General features: G+C 72.2%; 14 protein-coding genes. 6 read left to right on the plus strand and 8 right to left on the minus strand.

The genetic code is table 11. From position 1 onward, the window contains the following. Positions 1–155: 155 nt before the first annotated feature. Both OG444_RS07860 and OG444_RS07865 read left to right on the plus strand, forming a co-directional pair. Positions 156–350, plus strand: a complete 195-nt coding sequence (locus OG444_RS07860) for a hypothetical protein (protein WP_007262923.1) — start codon at positions 156–158, stop codon at positions 348–350. A gap of 69 nt (positions 351–419) precedes the next feature. Continuing rightward, positions 420–2,012 (plus strand): ATP-binding protein, encoded by a 1,593-nt coding sequence (locus OG444_RS07865; RefSeq protein WP_327261463.1) that lies wholly within the window; start codon positions 420–422, stop codon positions 2,010–2,012. 57 nt (positions 2,013–2,069) lie between these two features. On the opposite strand, the gene OG444_RS07870 is transcribed toward OG444_RS07865, so the two are convergent. Next, positions 2,070–3,572 carry an SCO1417 family MocR-like transcription factor gene (locus OG444_RS07870; RefSeq protein WP_327261464.1) on the minus strand — a complete coding sequence of 501 codons (1,503 nt, stop codon included), beginning with the start codon at positions 3,570–3,572 and terminating at the stop codon, positions 2,070–2,072. A 225-nt stretch (positions 3,573–3,797) separates the two neighbouring features. Between OG444_RS07870 and OG444_RS07875 the strand changes: the two genes are divergently transcribed. The 3 genes from OG444_RS07875 to OG444_RS07885 all read left to right on the plus strand — a co-directional run bounded on the left by OG444_RS07875 (position 3,798) and on the right by OG444_RS07885 (position 6,750). After that, on the plus strand, positions 3,798–4,568 hold the full coding sequence (locus OG444_RS07875) for a glycerophosphodiester phosphodiesterase family protein (RefSeq protein ID WP_327261465.1): 771 nt from the start codon (positions 3,798–3,800) through the stop codon (positions 4,566–4,568). A 66-nt stretch (positions 4,569–4,634) separates the two neighbouring features. Next, positions 4,635–6,062, plus strand: coding sequence for an MFS transporter (locus OG444_RS07880; protein ID WP_327261467.1), 1,428 nt, complete (start codon positions 4,635–4,637; stop codon positions 6,060–6,062). A 313-nt stretch (positions 6,063–6,375) separates the two neighbouring features. Continuing rightward, positions 6,376–6,750 carry an RNA polymerase-binding protein RbpA gene (locus tag OG444_RS07885; RefSeq protein WP_007262928.1) on the plus strand — a complete coding sequence of 125 codons (375 nt, stop codon included), beginning with the start codon at positions 6,376–6,378 and terminating at the stop codon, positions 6,748–6,750. A gap of 153 nt (positions 6,751–6,903) precedes the next feature. Here the strand turns inward: OG444_RS07885 and fxsA are convergent, their stop codons facing one another. The 4 genes from fxsA to OG444_RS07905 form a co-directional block, all read right to left on the minus strand. Then, positions 6,904–7,476: an FxsA family membrane protein gene (gene fxsA, locus OG444_RS07890; protein ID WP_327261468.1), complete on the minus strand. Its 573-nt coding sequence runs from the start codon at positions 7,474–7,476 to the stop codon at positions 6,904–6,906. Between the two features lie 125 nt (positions 7,477–7,601). Next, positions 7,602–8,387 (minus strand): polyprenol monophosphomannose synthase, encoded by a 786-nt coding sequence (locus OG444_RS07895; RefSeq protein ID WP_327261469.1) that lies wholly within the window; start codon positions 8,385–8,387, stop codon positions 7,602–7,604. Between the two features lie 305 nt (positions 8,388–8,692). Then, entirely contained in the window at positions 8,693–10,321 is a 1,629-nt protein-coding gene (locus tag OG444_RS07900) for an amidohydrolase (RefSeq protein ID WP_327261470.1), read from the minus strand. Positions 10,322–10,372: 51 nt separating this feature from the next. Then, positions 10,373–10,813 carry an Lrp/AsnC family transcriptional regulator gene (locus OG444_RS07905; protein WP_030011705.1) on the minus strand — a complete coding sequence of 147 codons (441 nt, stop codon included), beginning with the start codon at positions 10,811–10,813 and terminating at the stop codon, positions 10,373–10,375. A 217-nt stretch (positions 10,814–11,030) separates the two neighbouring features. On the opposite strand from OG444_RS07905, the gene OG444_RS07910 reads away from it, so the two are divergent. Then, positions 11,031–11,504: a hypothetical protein gene (locus OG444_RS07910; protein ID WP_327261471.1), complete on the plus strand. Its 474-nt coding sequence runs from the start codon at positions 11,031–11,033 to the stop codon at positions 11,502–11,504. A gap of 62 nt (positions 11,505–11,566) precedes the next feature. On the opposite strand, the gene OG444_RS07915 is transcribed toward OG444_RS07910, so the two are convergent. From OG444_RS07915 to OG444_RS07925, 3 genes are all read right to left on the minus strand, one after another. After that, complete coding sequence (locus OG444_RS07915; protein ID WP_327261472.1) at positions 11,567–12,658, minus strand: phosphotransferase family protein; 1,092 nt, start codon at positions 12,656–12,658, stop codon at positions 11,567–11,569. Between the two features lie 43 nt (positions 12,659–12,701). Then, entirely contained in the window at positions 12,702–13,835 is a 1,134-nt protein-coding gene (locus OG444_RS07920; protein ID WP_327261473.1) for a hypothetical protein, read from the minus strand. A 1,662-nt stretch (positions 13,836–15,497) separates the two neighbouring features. Then, positions 15,498–16,670 (minus strand): acyl-CoA dehydrogenase, encoded by a 1,173-nt coding sequence (locus tag OG444_RS07925; RefSeq protein WP_327261474.1) that lies wholly within the window; start codon positions 16,668–16,670, stop codon positions 15,498–15,500. Between the last annotated feature and the right edge of the window lie 49 nt (positions 16,671–16,719).

The raw sequence follows: 16,719 nt of genomic DNA on the forward strand, positions 1-16,719 counted from the left end.
CCTCGAGCCGTTGCGTGCCGGGCGCGCCAGCCGGGCTGAGCCGGTCAAGTGAAAAACCCCTGAATTCACCCGTATGCACCTTTTGTCGCATTGATACTTGCTGTGAGCCTGGAAGAACTGATGGTGACTGTCCCCACCAACCAGGAGAAAACCTCATGGTCCTGTCCATCTCAGGCGTGGTCCTGCTCGGCATCATCTGCTTCCTGTTCTTCAAGAAGGACGGGATGAAGCTGACGCACGCGTTCGTCTGCGCGCTCTTCGGCTTCTTCCTCGCCGGCTCCGCCATCGCCCCGAGCATCACGGCGAGCACGGCGAGCCTCGCGAGCCTGCTCGGCGGGATCAAGCTCTAGCCCGGCCATCACGCAGAGACACCAGCAGCACCCGGAACAACGTCACACCCACAACTCCAGGAGACGCCCGTGGCCCGGCGCCCACTTCCCCGCATCCTCAGCAGCGGCACCGCGTCGCTGACCCGGGGCCGCGACCTCGCTCGCACGGCTGCCGACAGCGCCACGGACGTCCTCCATCCGCTCCTCGTCATCGGACGCGGCCTGCGCATCCTGGCCGCGTCCGGACGGCGCCGGTGGTCCGAGACCCCCAAGGACAAGCGTGGTCCCGCGCTGTTCCTGGGAGCCGCCTGCGTCCTCGTGGTCGCGCTCGTCCCCTACGGTCCGCTGCTCGCCCTGATCACCCTCATGGCGGCGGCGGCCTGGCACGGCCGCGACCGCACCCCGGCGAAGACCGGACCCAGCGATGCCGAGACCGAACGGCTCGGTTCCCTCTACGAAGCCCTCGTGCCGTACTTCTCCATTCCGGAGGACCCGAATCCGCTCTTCGCCCACGGCGGGGACTGGGACAAGGCCTTCAGCGGCTACGAGTTCGACGAGGCGGGCCGCATCACCCGGCTCCACATCCGCTACCCGGCCTACTTCACCGACGGCGAGGCCACCTCACGGGCCCGGATCGAAACACTGCTGCACGCCAAGTCCGGGCGCGGACGGGAGTATCTCTTCGACTGGGACGAGGAGGGCAACCAGCTCGACCTGAGGGTGCTGGCGGCGCTGCCGACGTGCATCGCCGCCCAGCCGTTCGTCACCTCCCCCGGCGAGACCGTGCTCGGCTTCACCGACGCGGGCGGCGTGCAGCGCACCCTGCCCGTCCTGGAGGGCGACGAGCCCCGGGACGTACCGCCGGTGATCTGGCGCACCGGGCCCCGCTCCACCGAGCCCCACCTGCTCGCCGTCGGCCAGCCCGGCAGCGGCACCTCGACCCTGATGCGCTCCGTCGCCCTGCAGGCCCTGCGGCAGGGGGGCGACGTACTGATCGTCGACGGCGGCGGCAGCGGCGAGTACTCCTGTCTGTCCGGCCGGTCCGGCGTCCTCGCCGTCGAATGCGGACCGACCGGGGCGCAGGCCACCCTGGAATGGGCTGCGCAGGAGACCGAACGGCGGCTCATCGCCACCCACCGGGCCCGGGAGGTCGGACGGCCCGCGCCCGAGGACACCCGGCGGCCCCTGTGGATCCTGCTGGACCAGCCGAGCGTGCTGGCCCACCTCGCCGTCGCCGAGGGCGGCCCCGACCTGCTGGCCCAGCTGCAGGTGCCCCTGCGGCACGGCCGGCCAGCCCACGTCACGGTGGTGGTGGCCGAGCAGTTCGGGCACCTGGAACTGCTGCACGACGCCGTCTGGCAGCACACCCGCGCCCGCGTCGTGCTCGGGCCCGCCGCCGTCCAGCAGGTCGCGGACGTACTGGGGCTGCCGCCGCACACCACCCCGACGGCCCAGGTACCGCCGGGCCGCGGGTACGCCCGGCTCGGCACCGGGCCCGTGCACCGCTTGCAGGTGCCCGCCACGCCGGACCCGTACGACGAGGCCACGCACCCGGCGTACCGCCAGGCCGTGCTGGAACTGCTGCCGGAACGGCAGCAGGGCCCGGACCGCGTCGCCTCGGCCACGTCGCTGCAGGCGCAGGCCCTCGACCCGCAGCCGGGGGTCGCGGCGGAGGCCCCGTAGGCCGTCTCTTTCGGATCCGGTCGGACCCGCACTGCCCGGCGAGGGCCACGGCGCCGGCTACGCCACGAAGGTGCGCGGCGGCTCCGCGCCGCTGCCGCCCGCCCCGGTGCCGACCAGGAGGGCCGCCGCCGCCAGCCGGGAGGCGGCCTCGTCGGCCACCGGCCCGCCCACCGTGAACGGCAGCCGGACGTAGCCCTCGAAGGCCCCGTCCACGCCGAACCGCGGCCCCGAGGGGACCCGTACGCCGACCCGCTCCCCCACCTCGGCCAGCCGCGAGCCGGAGAGCCCGCCCGCGCGGGCCCACAAGGTCAGCCCGCCCCGGGGGACCTCGAACTCCCAGTCCGGCAGCTCCCGGCGCACCGCCGTGACCAGCGCGTCGCGGTTCTCCCGGGCCTGCTCGCGGCGGATCCCGACGGCCTCCTGCCAGCCCCCGGTCCGCATCAGCCAGTTCACCGCGAGCTGTTCCAGCACCGGGGTGCCCAGGTCGGCGTAGGCGCGGGCGGCGACCAGACTGCGGATCACGTCGGGGGCCGCGCGGACCCAGCCGATCCGCATGCCCGCCCAGAAGGCCTTGCTGGCGGAGCCCACGGTGATGACCGTGCTGCCCGCCGGGTCGAAGGAGCACACCGGGCGGGGCATCTCCAGGTCCGGGTCCAGCTGGAGCTCCAGCATGGTCTCGTCGGCGACCAGGACGGTGCCCGCCGACCGGGCGGCCTCGACCATGGCGCGTCGCTGGTCCTCGGAGGCCAGTGCCCCGGTCGGGTTGTGGAAGTCGGCGACCACGTAGGCGAGACGGGGGGCCGAATCGCGCAGCACCTGCCGCCAGACGTCCATGTCCCAGCCGCTGAGCCCGTCGGCCATCGCCACGGGGACGAGCCGGACGCCGGCGGCGCGCATCAGCTGGAGGATGTTGGCGTAGGAGGGGGACTCGACCGCGATCCGCTCACCGCGACCGGCGAAGAGGCTGCAGATCGCGTCGATGGCGCCCATCGCGCCCGTGGTGACCATGATCTGCTCGGGCATGGTCGGAATGCCCTGCTCGGTGTAGCGGTCCGCGAGCATCCGGCGCAGCGCGGGGAGGCCCGCCGGGTAGTCCCCGTGGGTGTGCGCGTACGGGGGCAGCTCCTCCAGGGCGCCCTGGACGGCCTTGGTGAGCCAGGGCTCGGGGGCCGGCAGGGCGGCGCAGCCGAGGTCGATCATCGAACCGAGCGACTCGGGCGGCAGCGGCTCCAGGCCGCGGGCGGGCAGCGGATTGCCGGCCGGTACGGAGGTCCAGCTGCCGGAGCCGCGGCGGGACTCCAGGAACCCCTCGCCGCGCAGGGCCTCGTACGCCGCGGCGACGGTGGTGCGGCTGAACGACAGGGCGACGGCCAGTTCCCGCTCGGCGGGCAGCCGGGCGGCGACCGGGACGCGGCCCTCCAGGACCAGGAGGCGGATGCCGTCGGCGAGGGTCCGGTAGGCGGGGAGCTTGCGCGCCCCGGGGACGCCGGGCCGCTCCTGCTGGGAGGTGATCAGGCGGGCGAGCTGTGCGGCACCGACCGCTGAGGTCCATTCGGCCATGCTGTCCGGTCCACCTTCATCGAATTGGCCCCGCCCGAGCGCATGCTCCGCCGGTATTGGATTGCTTCTGCGCCCACAGCCTGTCACGCCGGGGGCCACTCGGGCCAGGGGCAGGGCTGTCCGGACGCCCGGCTGTGCGGGCTGCGGCACCTGCGCGGTGGCACGTTCACCGGGCAGCCGTCCGGCCGCACCCTTCCCACGGGTGACAGGAGGCATACTGCCGCCGTGACGCACGCACGCCTTCGCCATCCGTATCTGGACCACCCGGCTCCGATCCCCTTCGCGCACCGGGGCGGTGCCGCGGACGGGCTCGAGAACACCGCCGCCGCCTTCCGCAGGGCCGCCGAGGCGGGCTACCGGTACTTCGAGACCGATGTCCACGCCACGGCCGACGGGAAACTGGTCGCCTTCCACGACTCCACGCTGGACCGGGTCACCGACGGCCGCGGCCGGATCGCCGAGCTGCCCTGGAAGCAGGTCCGCGAGGCGCGCGTGGCGGGCACCGAGCCGCTGCCGCTCTTCGAGGAGCTGCTCGAGGAGTTCCCGGACGCCCGCTGGAACATCGACATCAAGGCCGAGTCGGCGCTGCACCCGCTGGTCAACCTGATCGCGCGGGCCGGGCTCTGGGACCGGGTCTGCGTGGGGTCCTTCTCGGAGAGCCGGGTGGCCCGCGCCCAGAGGATCGCCGGCCCCCGGCTGGCGACCTCCTACGGGGTGCGCGGGGTGGTCGGCCTGCGGCTGCGCTCGTACGCGATTCCCGCGGCGCTGCGCGTGGGCGCGGTGGCGGCGCAGGTTCCGGAGACCCAGGCGGGCATCCGTGTGGTCGACCGCCGGTTCGTACGCACCGCACACGAGCGGGGACTCCAGGTACACGTCTGGACCGTGAACGAACCGGAACGTATGGAGGCTCTCCTCGACCTGGGTGTCGATGGCATCATGACCGACCGGATCGACATCTTGCGCACGGTGCTGGATCAACGCGGGGCCTGGGCCTGACTCGCCCTTGACCCCCGCGCGGACCGGGCGGCCGCTGCGGCGAGGTACCAGCGAGGGGGACACCGCATGAGTGCGGAAGACAGCAGCAGGACCGAGGAAGCGGAACCCGGGGCGGAGGACGGCAGAACGACGGCCGCGGGGAAGGGCACTGCGGGCGCGACGGCCGAATCCGTGGCGACCGCCGAGCGCAAGCGCGAGCAGCGGGGCTGGTACTTCTACGACTTCGCCGTCTCCGTCTACTCGGCGAGCGTCCTGACCGTCTTCCTCGGGCCCTACCTGACGGAGCTGGCCAAGGCCGCGGCGGACCCCGAGGGCTTCGTCTACCCGCTGGGCATCCCGGTGCGCGCCGGGGCCTTCTTCGCCTACTCGGTCTCGGCCTCGGTGATCCTGGCCGTGCTGATGATGCCGATCGTGGGCGCCGTCGCCGACCGGACGGGGCGCAAGAAGCCGATGCTGGCGGCGGCCGCGTACACCGGAGCCGCGGCGACGACCGGAATGTTCTTCCTGGGCGGGGAGCGCTACCTGCTGGGCGGTCTGCTGCTCGTCGTGGCGAACGCCTCGCTGTCGGTCTCGATGGTGCTCTACAACGCCTACCTGCCGCAGATCTCCACCCCCGAGGAGCGCGACACCGTCTCCTCGCGGGGCTGGGCGTTCGGCTACACCGCGGGCTCCGTGATGCTGGTGGTGAACCTGGTCCTCTTCATGGGCCATGACTCCTTCGGCCTCACGAAGGGCGAAGCGGTCCGGATCTGCCTGGCCTCGGCGGGCCTGTGGTGGGGCGCCTTCGCGCTGATCCCGCTGCGCCGGCTGCGGGACCGGGCCGTGGTCCGGGATCCGGGAGCGGCCCCGCCCGTCAGCGGCTGGAAGCAGCTCATCGCGACCCTCAAGGACATGCGGCGCTACCCGCTGACCCTGTCGTTCCTCCTCGCGTACCTGATCTACAACGACGGCGTGCAGACCGTCATCTCCCAGGCCTCCATCTACGGCAAGGAGGAGCTCCAGCTCGAGCAGGGCACTCTGATCGGGGCGGTGCTCCTGGTGCAGATCCTGGCGGTGGCCGGCGCCCTGGGCATGGGCCGCCTCGCGCGGATCTACGGAGCCAAGCGGACGATCCTGGGTTCGCTGGCGGCATGGGCGGTAACGCTCGCGGCCGGCTACTTCCTGCCGGCCCGGACCCCGGTCTGGTTCTTCGCGCTCGCCGCGATGATCGGGCTGGTACTGGGAGGCAGCCAGGCGCTGTCGCGTTCGCTGTTCTCGCATCTGGTGCCGGCGGGCAAGGAGGCCGAGTACTTCTCGGCGTACGAGATGAGCGACCGCGGTCTGAGCTGGGTGGGGCCGCTGGTGTTCGGCCTCACCTACCAGCTCACGGGCAGCTACCGGGACGCGATCATCTCGCTGGTGGTCTTCTTCGCACTGGGATTCGTGCTGCTGGCGCGAGTGCCGGTGCGGCGCGCGGTGGAGGCGGCAGGCAATCCTGTACCGGAGCGGATCTGAGAGTGGGTCCGCGAGTGCGCCCCGCCCGTATCCACGAACGAATTCCGAACGAATTTAGACGTTGAAGCAAAGGGCCGGTAGTGTACGCCTTTGGCCTGCCAGGCGGACCGTTACTGCGCGCTCAAGAAGCGTGGACGTTGGGTGACATCTGCTGCCAGATGTGACAAAACGGGCACTGGTGGGTACAACAAGGGGCGGCACGACGGGCGACGCACGACCCGGAGCGGGAATCTATACCGCCGACCGGACGTTGACCGGATGACGACGACAGCGACACCTGTCCTGTGGGCGACAAGCCCGGGAGGCACGATTCATGAGTGAGCGAGCTCTCCGCGGTACGCGCCTCGTGGTTACCAGCTACGAGACGGACCGCGGCATCGATCTGGCCCCGCGCCAGGCGGTGGAGTACGCATGCCAGAACGGACATCGATTTGAGATGCCGTTCTCGGTTGAGGCAGAAATTCCGCCGGAGTGGGAGTGCAAGGCGTGCGGCGCCATGGCACTCCTGGTGGACGGGGATGGGCCCGAAGAGAAGAAGGGCAAGCCTGCGCGAACGCACTGGGACATGCTCATGGAGCGACGCACCCGCGAGGAGCTGGAGGAAGTGCTGGCCGAAAGGCTTGCAGTCCTGCGTTCCGGCGCCATGAACATTGCCGTGCATCCGCGGGACAGCCGCAAGTCCGCCTGACAGCCGGACGGATACACAAGCCGAGGGGCCCCGCCACACACTGTGTGGCGGGGCCCCTCGGCTTTTCCACGGATCTGCAGGGACCGGGCGGCCGCACGGGGCCGTGCAGGCCTGCGCCGCCCGCACGGCCCCGTGCGAGCGGCGGATCCCGGCCTACGGAGCCAGCGGAGGGCGGTACGCCGCGTCCGGGCCGTCCTGCTGCCCCGGCCGGTCCTCGCGGATGACCTCGCCCTGGACGACCTTGCCGTCGGGGTAGTGGATGCGGGCCTGCTGGAAGGCGTCGCCGAAGCTGCCGGCGGAGGCCGAGGCCATCTTCCGCTCCAGCGAGCGGGCGGCCCTGCGGCCGATCCAGCCCCGGACGGGCGGGAGCAGCAGGACCAGGCCCGCCGCGTCGGAGATCAGGCCCGGCATCATCAGGAGCAGGCCCGCCAGCATGGTCAGGCCATTGCCCTGGCCGGGCTGCTGCGGGGTGGGCTGCTGCCCCTGCTGGGCCTGCTGGAAGGTGCCCGCCAGGTTCTTGAAGGCTCGCCGTCCGGCCCGCTTGATGACCACCGCGCCCAGGACCATGCCGCCCGCCAGCAGCGCGGCCACGGCGAGCCCGCCCGCCGCCTCGGCGACCACGATGAGCAGCCAGATCTCCAGGATCAGCCAGGCGGCGATGGCCAGGGGGAGGAACGTACGGGCGGGCGAGCGCCGCCGGGGGGCCGTGGAAATACCGGTCGTCATACCACCCAGTGTGCCTGGGGCCGAGTAAAAGCGGCCTCAGCCGGAGGTACCGGACATCCCCTAAGGGGTCCTCGGCGGACCAGACCCCGTCCGCGGGCGGATCGGGCCCGCGCCCTCGGGCGGGATCAGGCCCCGCCGGTCTCCTTGCCGCTCTCCCGGCCCAGCAGCCGGGACGCCTGGGCCTTGATGCCCCACTGGGTGACCCGCCACAGGGCCTCCACCACGATGTCCTTGCTCATCTTGCTGTCGCCGAACTCACGCTCGACGAAGGTGATGGGCACCTCCACCACGCGGAAACCCTTCTTCACGGCCCTGCGGGCCAGGTCGACCTGGAAGCAGTAGCCCGCCGAGGCCACCTCGTCCAGGCCCAGGCCCTCCAGGGTCTCGCGGCGGAAGGCGCGGTAGCCGCCGGTGACGTCCCGGATCGGGACGTTCAGCATCAGCCGGGAGTACGTGGACCCGCCGCGCGAGAGGAACTCCCGGCTCTTGGGCCAGTTGACGACGCGGCCGCCCGGAACCCAGCGGGAGCCGAGGACCAGGTCCGCGCCGGCCAGGGCGGTGAGCAGGCGGGGCAGCTCCTCCGGCTGGTGGGAACCGTCGGCGTCCATCTCGACGATCACGCCGTAGCCGGCGTCCAGGGCCCAGAGGAAGCCCGCCAGGTAGGCGGCGCCGAGCCCCTCCTTGCCCTTGCGGTGCAGGACGTGGACGTGGTCGTCGCCGATCGCGAGCTCGTCGGCAAGCTTGCCGGTGCCATCGGGGCTGTTGTCGTCGGCGACCAGGATGTGTGCCTCGGGAACCGCCGCGCGGACGCGCCCGACGATCAGCCCGATGTTCTCCGCCTCGTTGTAGGTCGGAATGATCACCAAGGCCGTACCGAGCGGCCCGTAGGCCCGCTGTCCGCCGTCGCTCACTGAGTCCCCTTTTGTGCGCTTGCACGTCCTGTACGTCTGGTCGCAGAGGATGACTTTAGAACAGGGATCGGGGCCCGCGGTCCTTCGGGCCGGTCGGACGCCCGCTGGCTGCGGGCCGCCATGACCGTTGTCTACTGGACCGCGCGGCCCCGATCCGGGGCCACCCGCCGCCCGGCGAAACCTTCCCTCGCCCCCGAGGCGCGGGCGCGCTGCGCAGACGGAGTCGTCCGGCACGGACATCCTGTGGTGGACCCGGCCGAACCTATCCGGGTCCGACCGCCCGTACCGAACCGAGGCCCGCCGGATCACCCCTGTGGGCGTACGAATACCTCCCGCCCGCCGACGACGGTGGCGAGGCACACCGGCAGGTCGGATCCGGGGGTCAGATCGGGCAGTCCGGGGGTGCCCGAGCGGGGGTCGGTGGACCAGCGGGCGACCCGGTCGTCGGGGGCCTGTACGACCAGGTCACCCGTCTGCCAGACCGCGTAGTCGGCCGGCGCGCCGGGCACGAGGACGCCCGCGTCGTCGCGGCCCAGGGCCCGCCAGCCGCCCCGCGTGTGGGCGGTGAAGGCGGCCCGTACGGAGATCCGGTGCTCGGGCGTCCGGTGGAAGGCGGCCGCGCGGACCGTGCCCCACGGGTCGAGCGGGGTGACCGGCGCGTCCGAGCCGAAGGCCAGCGGGACACCGGCCTTGAGCATGGCCGCGTACGGGTTCAGGGTGCGGGCGCGCTCGACGCCGAGCCGGTCCGCGTACATGCCGCCCTCGCCGCCCCAGGCCGCGTCGAACGCGGGCTGCACGGAGGCGGTGAGCCCGAGCTCCGCGAAGGCGGCGATGGTGGCGGGGGTCATCATCTCCGCGTGCTCCACACGGTGCCGGGCGGCGCGGACGCGGGCCAGGCCCACCTTCTCCGCGGCCGCCCGGACCCCCTCGACGACGGCGGTGACCGCGGCGTCGCCGATGGCGTGGAAACCGGCCTGCAGGCCCTCCTCCGTGCAGACGGCCACGTGTTCGGTGACGGCGTGCACGTCGAGGTACTCGGTACCGGTGTGCGCGGCGTCCGCATACGGGGCGTGGAGGCAGGCGGTGTGCGAGCCGAGGGCACCGTCGACGAACAGGTCGCCGGCCGCTCCGACGGCTCCGAGCTCCCTGGCCAGTGCGAGGTCCCGGTCGGCCCAGTACCCGAAGACGCGCGGCCCGGGCCGCTCGGCGGCCAGGGTCAGCAGCCCCGTGAAGTCCTCGGCGGAGGAGATCTCGGGCCCGCCGCACTCGTGCACGGAGCCGATGCCGAGGGAGGCGGCCCGGTCGAGGGCGGCCCGCTGGGCCTCGGTCCGCTGGGCGGGGGTGACCGCGGCCAGCGCGGCCCGCCGCACGGCGTGGTGGTCGTCGGCGGTCAGCGGCCGGTCGCCGTCGGGCCGTACGCCGGGTACGAGGGCGAGCAGGGCGGTGGTGACCACGGCCGAGTGCACGTCGACGCGGCTGAGGTAGAGCGGGCGGCCGCCGGTGGCCTCGTCGAGCTCGGCGCGGTGCGGCGCGCGGCGCTCGGGCCAGCGGGCCGCGTCCCAGCCGTGCCCGAGGAGCACCCGGTCGGCCGGCCTGCACGCGGCGTACGCCCGTACGAGGTCCAGCGCGGCGGACAGGGAACGCGCTCCGGTGAGGTCCAGCCCGGTCAGGGCCAGGCCCGCGGAGGTGGTGTGGACGTGGGCGTCGGTGAAGGCGGGCGTGACGAGAGCCCCGCCGAGGTCGACGACCTCGTCCACGCCCTGCGCGAAGGCGTCGGCAGCGCCCTCGGAACCCACCCAGGCGATACGGCCGCGCTCGACCACCATCGCGGTGGCGAAGGGGTCGGCGGGGCTGTGGACCTCGCCCCCGCGGAGGAGGACGGTCCTGGTCGGTGCTCCGGCGGCATCGGCGGAGTGGGCGGTGCGGTCAGTCATGCCGACCAGTGTCCCGCGTCGCCCGTCCCGCCCCGACCACCGGGTCCCCGCTCAGACGCGGGGCGGGCGGGCCTCGTAGGGGGTGGAGAGGACGACCGTCGTACGCGTCGAGACGTGGGCGAGGGCGCGGAGCCGGCCCAGGAGGTCTTCCAGCTCCAGGGGGGTGGCGACGCGCACCTTCAGGATGTAGTTCTCGTCGCCCGCGACGCTGTGGCAGGCCTCGATCTCGGGAACCCCGGCGAGCCGGTCGGCGATGTCGTCCGGGGCGCTCGGGTCGAAGGGCTTCACCGAGATGAACGCGGTCAGCGGCAGGCCGACGGCCTCCGGATCGACCACGGCCGCGTAGCCGCGGATCACCCCGCGCTGCTCCAGACGTCGTACTCGCTGATGGACTGCCGACGTGGACAGTCCCGTGGCCTTGCCCAGATCCGTGTAGCTCATCCGCCCGTCCCGCACGAGCAGATCAACGATCTGGCGGTCCAGCTCCTCCATTGCGCTCATAGCCGCTCAACTTACGGCCCAAGGGCGCTTCAGGCCCAGTGCTGTCCGCCCACTGGAGGCATCTGCGCCAGGCATGTGACCAAGGCCACAGGGGTATGCAGGTGGAGGCCTGTCTGTTGTGGTTACTCGTGACGCTCGACGGGAATTGGTTGCTGTGGCCGAGGCCGAAGAACCTGCCCGCCCGGCCCATCCAAGGGGGAGTACATCCATGCTGAATACCAAGCGCGCCGGTCGCACCGAACCGGAGCCCCTGGAACTGCACGATCACGGGAACGGCACGTACCCGGACGACGGCGCGGACGGCGAGTACCTCGACGAAGCCGAGGGGTTCGAGATCCACCACGCGATCTGCCCCGACTGCGGCCAGTCGATCGCCCTCGTCGCGGACGAGGAGTACCTGCCGCAGCACGCCCTGTGCCTGACCCCGTGGAACCCCTTCGGCCTCACCGTCTGTGCGGGCACCGGGCGGCCCGCCACCGACGCGCTGCCCACCGTCGGCATGATCCAGCCGGTGGAGGCGCAGGAGCCGGAACCGGTCGTCCTGTCGGCCCTGCCCCAGGGTCTGGACTGGCGGACGCAGCCCTTCTCGCACGTCGGCGGCCCCGGCTCGCGCCCCGTCCGCGTGGTGAGCCCCGTGCTGCCGCGACCGCAGACGCAGCAGCAGCACGCCCAGGCGGCCTGACGGCCGCCTGGCGCCCGGCTCCCCTACCGCTGCACCGTCCCCTGCTCCCTCTCCCTGCTCCCCTACCAGTACGTCCCCTGCACCATGGCGGCCAGGCTGGCGTGGTGCAGGATCAGGCTGTCCGGATCCGCCGGGACCTCGACCTCACCGAAGTGCGCCTGCCGGTAGGCGATGCGCAGCATCACGATCCCGTGGCGCAGGGCCGCGTAGAGGGTGTGGAACTCCATGTCCTGCGGAGTGTGCCCGGTGAGTTCGGCGTACCTGCACTCCAGGTCCTCGCGGCGCAGGAAGTCCGGCAGGCCGGGCTGGCCGAAGCCGACGGTGAGGTCCTGGAAGAACCGGTGCAGGTAGACGGTCCAGCCCAGGTCCACCTCGCGCGGCGCGTACGCCGCCATCTCCCAGTCCAGCACGGCCACCGGCGTGAACCCGTCGTAAATGACATTGCCGATGCGGGCGTCCCCCCAGTTGAGGACGGCGGGGCCCTCCTCCCGCGGCCACAGCTCCTCCAGGCGGGCGAACGCCCGCTCGATGAGCGGGGAGGGCGCGAGTCCGCCCACTACCCAGGAGTAGTAGGCGCGTTGGGAGTCCACGTGCCGGCGCAGGGGTGTGCCCTCGCCCTCCGGAAGGAGGAACTCGGCCTCCTTGGCCGGGAACTGGTCGTGCAGGCGCGCGAGCAGCGAGATGCTCGCCTCCTGCAGGACGGCGCGCTCGGCGTCGGTGGCGGCGTGCAGCCAGTTGCCCTCGTAGGTGTAGGGCATCACGTCGGGCGGGACCCGGCCCTCCGCACGGGCCATCACGAAGAACGGTGCCCCCAGCGGCCCCGGATCCGCCTCCAGCCACTGCACGCGCGGAACGGGCAGGTCCGTGTGCTCGGCGACCAGGCTCATCACGCGGTGCTGGCGCGGCATGTCGTACGTCGGGAAGACGGTGTAGGCGGCCGGGTCGGCGGCGAGCCGCAGCGCGCAGGCGCGGAGCGGGGTGTCGGGGTGCTCTATGTCGAAGAGCAGGGTCTCGCTCGACATCCCGTTGGACCCGGGGACGGAGACGTTGGTGACCTTCGCGCCGGGGAGCCTGGTGTCCAGCCAGGCGGCGAGACGGCGGCCGAGCTCCTCGGGCTCCCGGGTGGAGGTACGCGGACGTGGTGCAGTGGCCATGGGGTGAGCCCCTTTCGTACTGGTCCTGACCGGCTTGACCGGCCTACTGGGCGACGGAGGAGTAGTCGGCGAAGCCGCTCGGGTCGTGGCGGCCGAAGCTGCCGTGCTCGAAGATGCCGTGGCCGATCTGCCCGTCGAGGGTGAAGCGGGCCGAGTGGTCGGTCACCCCGAAGGCGGCCATCGGATGGGCCGCGGGGTCGGAGAGGTCGTAGATGCGACGGTCGGTCCAGCCCCGGCCCTGCCAGGTGCCGTGCTGCCAGTCACCGGCTGGCGGGTAGCCGGCGCCGACGGCGAGCGGGGAGGAGTTGAGGATCTCCACTCCCAGTTCCAGGGGCTTGCGGGAGGGGTCGGTGAGGTGGATGACCGCGCTCTCGGGGTGACGGCCGCCGGGCCGGTAGCGGATCTCGGTGTGCGGCCAGCCGAGTTGGACGTCGCCCCGGCCGCTGCCGTCGGGAAAGACCTGCACGGCTTCGTTCAGAGTGCGGTGGCCGTCGGCGTCCTCCTGGGCGATGACCATGAGGAAGCGGTCCTCGAAACGGACCGGGACCCACAGCCAGTGGAAGCCCTCGGGACGGTGTTCCTCGGCCGCGCGCCCGCCCTCCTCGCCGGGAATCGGCCGCACGCCCCAACTCCGGTCGCGGGTACCGGTCCACTCCCCCGGCGCGAGGGCGAACTCCTCACCCTTGGCCCGTATGGTGCCGGCGACCTGGCCGGCCTGGACGAAGCGGCGCCCTTCCAGCATGAGGCGGTCACCGCGCCGCTGGATGTGGTGCGGCTCCCAGACGGCAGGGAACTCGGCGGTCCAGGTGATGTCGTACGAGAGCCCGTGCGGGTCTGCCGGATCGGGGGCGCAGCGCAGCGTGAGCTTCTTGAGCGGCACGTCGACGGTGATGGACAGGGGCCCGACCGAGAGGTTCATCCGGTCGTCGGTGAGTGCGTCGGAGGCCCGGACGGCGAGGAGCTCGTCGCCGATGCGGAGGGTGGCGTAGGCGTCGATGACCCCGGCGTTGGGGTAGACGCCGAGGCCGAGGATCAGGACGGCGCGGCCGGCGTGGTCGAAGACGTGGAAGATGCAGCGGTCGTAGGCGTTCCGGTCACCGCTGACGAGGTGCTTCATCGACAAGGGTGCCTGGTGGATGGGGTATTCGTCGAGGGCGACGGGCCGGTCGACGGGCATGGCGGACCTCCGGGACGGACGGCTCGGGCGAGCAGGGTGACGAGCTGCGGGGCGGGCTGCGAGGCGGGCTGCGGGGGGCGGCTCAAGCGGATATGACGGTACGTCAGAAATGGGGCCCGGGGCCAGACTTCTGGCACGCGTTGACAGGACGGCGCGGTGTGCCGGGGGCGGGAGCGGGCGGGCGGCGACGGAGGGCGCGGCAGGGGCTCCGGTGCGCGGGATCTCGCCTGACCGGCATCAGAGATGTGTATGGGGGTTTCCCGTCAGTCTCATCGTCTCTCCGTGTCGGGCCGGCCCCTCAAGGGCGCTCCCTACGGTCGCGTCGCTACGCGATGGCCTGCGGCCACCCTTGACCGACCGTCCCGCCCCGGACATACGAAGACTGTCGGGAAGCCCCCAAAGGAACGGGCCGGGCTATCAAGACAGGGGCGGGGTGGTCGGAGATGCCCTGCCCGGTCGGGGGTGAGGCTTCTTCCCGAGGCGGGGCCCATGCGCAATACCGGCCGGGTCGGTGGGCGCGTCCAATCGCTACGCGCTCCTCATCTCTCAGCGTCCGACGACCGTCTTGGGCTGGACATAGGCCGCCCAAGACGCCCCACTGCCCCTCATGGAGGGCGTCTGAGGGCTGTCCGGGGTGGAAAAACGCCTAACAGCGGCTATTTCGTCGTGGAGTGGGGTCAGCGAGAGCGGACCGCTCGAATCGCCGACCGTTTGCCCCAATTGCCCCTGTTTGGAGATGGGTTTGTGGTGTCACTTGTGCACTGACCCGGATCCACGACGGAATAGCCGAGGCATCAGGCCTTGCCGGCCGCCGGTCGCAGTCCAGGAGAAGCGCGTAGCGATCTGAGGCGGCTTATGCCGGGCTCCAGACGGTCGCCGGACGCATCTCGACAGAGGAACCGAGGCCGTGGGCGGCCTATGTCCAGCCCAGGGCGGTGGTCGGACGCTGAGACGTGGGGAGCGCGTAGCGATTGGACGCGCTTCCCCCGACCCGGGCCCTGGTCCGGATGGGCCCCGCCTCGGGAAGGTGCCCTTTCGCGCCCGACCGGGCAGGGCTTCTCCGGCCGCCCCGTCCTTGGAAGCTCGGACCGGCTCGTTCTTTTGGGGGCTTCCCGACAGTCTTCGTATGTCCGGGGCGGGACGGTCGGTCAAGGGTGGCCGCAGGCCATCGCGTAGCGACGCGACGAAGGAGCGCCCTTGAGGGGCCGGCCCGACACGGAGAGACGATGAGACTGACGGGAAACCCCCATACGCATCTCCGATGCCGGTCAAGCAAGATCCCGCCCCCGGAGCCCCTGCCGCGCCTCACCGCCGCGCTCCGCCCGCCCCCGCCCCCACCCCGCCCCCCGGCGACATCTCGAACGGATAGCCGCACCCCGGGGGCGATTACCCGGCCCTTCGGTTCCGCGTTGGCCGGGTATGACCATGCTTCAGTCTTCAACGGGCCGAAGGCGTCGCCCGGTGACGCCGGGTTTCGAAGAATCGGTTCAGCGTCCGCGTGAGCAGCCGCAGCAGGCTCCCGATCCGCCGATCTATCGCGATCTGCTGGCGCGATGGGCGGACGCCGGCCGGACTCTGCCCGGCCGGCGTGACCCGGAGTGGTCGCGGCTCACGTCCTCCCCGGTGTGGCCCACCAGCAGCAGCGGGCTGTACTGACCGAGGTCAGCGCGTCTCCGGGCCCGCCAGGTGGCGGGCGATGACCATGCGCTGGATCTGGTTGGTGCCCTCGACGATCTGGAGCACCTTCGCCTCGCGCATCAGCCGCTCGACGGGGAAGTCCGCCGTGTAGCCGTAGCCGCCCAGGACCTGCACCGCGTCCGTGGTGACCGACATCGCCGCGTCCGTGCAGAACAGCTTCGCCATGGCCGCCTGGCGGGAGAACGGCTTGCCCGCGTCGCGCAGCCGCGCCGCCGCGAGGTACAGCGCCCGGCCCGCCTCGATCTTGGTGGCCATGTCGGCCAGCATGAAGCGCAGCCCCTGGAAGTCCGCGATCGGGTGTCCGAACTGCTTGCGGTCCAGGGCGTACGCCAGTGCCTCGTCCAGCGCGGCCTGGGCCACGCCGATGGCGCAGGCCGCGATGCCCAGCCGGCCGGCGTCCAGGGCGGCCAGGGCGATGGTGAAGCCCTGCCCCTCCTCGCCGATGCGGCGGGCGTCGGGGACGCGTACGCCGTCGAAGTGCAGCTGGGCGGTGGGCGAGCCCTTCATGCCCATCTTCTTCTCGGGCACGGCCGAGGTCAGGCCCTCCACGTCCCCGGGGACCAGGAAGGCCGTGATGCCCTTGGGGCCCGCGGCGCCGGTCCGCGCGAGGACGGTGTAGAAGTCGGCGACTCCGCCGTGGGTGATCCAGGCCTTGGTGCCGGTGATGATCCAGTCGTCGCCGTCGCGCACCGCCTTGGTGGTGAGCGAGGCCGCGTCGGAGCCGGCGGCCGGCTCGGAGAGGCAGTAGGCGCCCAGGAGGCCGCCGCCGAGCATCTCGGGCAGGTGGGCGCTCTGCTGCTCCTTGGTGCCGTAGCCGGCGAGGCCGTGGCAGGCGAGGGAGTGCACGCTGACTCCGAGCCCGACGGTCAGGCGGGCCGCGGCGAGCTCCTCCAGGACCTGGAGGTAGACCTCGTAGGGCTGCTCACCGCCGCCGAATTCCCCGGGGTACGGGAGACCGAGCAGTCCGGCCTCCGAGAGCAGGGTGAAGACCTCCCGCGGGAAGCGGCCGGAGTCCTCCTCCTCGGCTGCCTTGGGGCGGATCTCCCGCTGCGCGATCTCGCGTACGAGGGCGAGGAGGTCCCGGGACTCCTCGGTGGGCAGCTGTCGGTCCACCGTCTGCGGGGCGCGGTCTGTCATGGCGGCGCTCTCCTCCCTGGTCGGGCACGGCGGCGACGCGTGAGGTGTG

Origin of the sequence: Streptomyces sp. NBC_01232 (genome assembly GCF_035989885.1) — a bacterium.
Taxonomy (GTDB): Bacteria; Actinomycetota; Actinomycetes; order Streptomycetales; family Streptomycetaceae; genus Streptomyces.